Raw genomic sequence first — 2,490 nt, 5'->3', positions numbered from 1 at the left:
CTGATGGCTCTGAATAGGATTCAGGAATGTGGCCTTGAGGAGAAAAGATTGTTAAGCGTGGCAAACGCAAGGCAGGGATGGTACCGAATGGCTACTATTCGGGATATTAATTTCCTGCTCAATCCAACGATACTTGGCAAAAAGACAAAGAGCCGACCGGGATTGGTCGACCCTTTGGCGTATTATCTGAATTAACGCTTGATTCTATGTTGATGTAGCGCCGTATACGAGACCCGTACGTACGGTGCAACGGGAGGGTTGAGGGCTAACGCCCTCGCTCTACCCTATTAAGGAAAACCATGTGTTGGACGCGTGTTCTTGTTTGTAAATAAAATATTAATACTGAGTTTAAAGATTCGATATTCGATAATAAAACCTAACTACAAAGTTTCTAATGTCACAATTTGTGGCAACTTTTTTTATGATTTGTGCTGGTGTAACACTGGAGAGTTCTTTTATAATTTTCTAAAATTAGATTAAAGAAAGGAGGATAGTGCAGTGAAAATTGGAACAATTATTAAAGAGAAACGTACTAAATTAGGCTTAACACAAGATGACTTAGCAAAAAAGCTACAAGTTTCAAGATCTACTATTTCAAACTGGGAGATTAATAGAAATTATCCGGATATAAAGCTAATAGTAAATATCTCAAACATTTTGGAGATTCCATTGAAGGAGCTTTTGCAAGAGGATAGTGATATTGTGAATAGACTTTCTGAAGATACAATAATTAGAAAAAGAATTAGTAAAAGAAACAAAATGCTGTATTTCTTAATTTTTGTTTTAATAATAAATTTTTTGTCAGTTGTAATTTATTTCAGTAATATAAATGATATATCAAAGAAAAAAGAAATTGTAGATGCATACATATCTAATGAGAAGTTATGCATAAAAACAGATTTGCCCATACATAAAAGTATTGGCGGATATTTTATGGATGTTAATAATAATACTTTAGAAGTTTCTTTATTTACAAAATTATCATTCAAACACAATGAAAAGATTTCAATTCCAATTACTAAAATTCCAATTACTAAAGATAAACTTAAAGAAATAAAGGGAATAAGATTTATTTATAATGGGCATAATTATAAAACAATTTCTTTAGAGTAAATGGCAAAAGCAAATATATTTATAAAAAATAATGGCTCTAAATTAACTTTGGAGTCATTATTTTTTTGTTGGCATTAATGTGGCTCCATATAAAGAAAATCAACTCTATGTATTTATTTAGAACATTTTTTAAATCAAAAACATATTGTTTTTCGATATGCTCCAAAGTAAAATATAGATAAATTAAAGGTAGAAGAAAATGCATTTCGAAATTAACTGTGTAACATTCGTAAGACGAAAGGAGCATCACCATGAATAAGGATAATATAACTTTTAAGCTAACAAGAGCAATATTGATAGTATTTACATTAGCAACTATGCTAGCAATTATACTAGGTAGTATCGATATTTTGACAAAACAATTTACAAACTATGAAGCCGTAATCGAAGCCTTATATGGAATAGTTATTACAGTGGGGATAGTTATCGTGATAGCTAAACTGTGGATGCTACCAAGCATAGATGAGGAGCTTACCTTAAAAGAAGCAAAGACTTGCAAATCTATTGCTAACATCTTTCTATTTGAGTTCGCATGCGAGCTAATTCATGGGGTACTATCAAATAAAGGCGAGCGTATATTTGAGATATTTAACGTAAAAGTATCTATTTTGATGATAGTATTTCTTCTATGTGCATTTGCATTTATGTCGGTAGGAAAGCTAATAATCAACTACGTTAAACTGCAAGAAGATAACAAGTTAACAGTATAGACAGCGGGAATATAAAACATGTCAATCAAAATAAATTTAGACAGTATACTCGATAGCCGAAATATAACTATTCGTGAACTATCTGAGGCAATCGATATCACGCCAGCTAATATTTCAATATTAAAAAATAATCGTGCAAGAGCTATTCGGTTTACAACGCTAGATAAAATGTGTACATACTTGGGTTGTGAGCCTGGAGATATACTCGTGTATGAGAAAGATGCGGTAGATGTGAATGACTGACTATTTGACGAGAGCAGCAAATAATGCTGTTCTCGTAATAGCTTTTTGAAATATGATTAAAGGTACTGTCAGCAACTATATAAAATACTTGATAATGTACAGTCATATATGATAGAGTGTCACTGAAATTTATATCTAATAAAAAATTGGAGAAGTGTGTATCATGATAAAGAAGATTTCATCTATTGTTATTTTAGTCTGCATTATTTTATTTAATATCACACCAATCGTTATGGCAGCCGACTATGCAGAACTTGGTGATTCATCAGCAGCAAGCGGAAGCTTATCAGAAGAAACAGAACAAACAGCAGATAACACACCCAGTATAAGTGGTGTGAATGTTTCTGGTGACTTTAATGAGGGTACTCGTGGTCCCGACTATTTTAAGAATATCAAAATTGATTTGATAGGAGAGAATCTTACG

The 2,490-nt window shown here is 32.0% G+C and carries 4 protein-coding genes and 1 pseudogene; all 5 read left to right on the top strand.

Annotation, left to right across the window (positions count from 1 at the left end):
• Positions 1–195 (top strand): annotated as a pseudogene (locus tag AXF17_RS01500) (group II intron reverse transcriptase/maturase); the annotation flags it as partial.
• Positions 196–498: 303 nt separating this feature from the next.
• On the top strand, positions 499–1,113 hold the full coding sequence (locus AXF17_RS01495) for a helix-turn-helix domain-containing protein (RefSeq protein ID WP_094233492.1): 615 nt from the start codon (positions 499–501) through the stop codon (positions 1,111–1,113).
• Between the two features lie 251 nt (positions 1,114–1,364).
• A complete protein-coding gene (locus tag AXF17_RS01490; protein ID WP_094233491.1) occupies positions 1,365–1,823 on the top strand; it encodes a hypothetical protein in 459 nt (152 codons plus the stop codon).
• 18 nt (positions 1,824–1,841) lie between these two features.
• Positions 1,842–2,066, top strand: coding sequence for a helix-turn-helix domain-containing protein (locus AXF17_RS01485; RefSeq protein WP_094233490.1), 225 nt, complete (start codon positions 1,842–1,844; stop codon positions 2,064–2,066).
• A gap of 163 nt (positions 2,067–2,229) precedes the next feature.
• Positions 2,230–2,490: hypothetical protein (locus AXF17_RS09110; RefSeq protein WP_169711292.1), on the top strand; the 261-nt coding region annotated here is incomplete at its 3' end.

Origin of the sequence: Mogibacterium pumilum (genome assembly GCF_002243385.1) — a bacterium.
Taxonomy (GTDB): Bacteria; Bacillota; Clostridia; order Peptostreptococcales; family Anaerovoracaceae; genus Mogibacterium; species Mogibacterium pumilum.
This window is presented reverse-complemented; position numbering and strand designations above follow the sequence as displayed.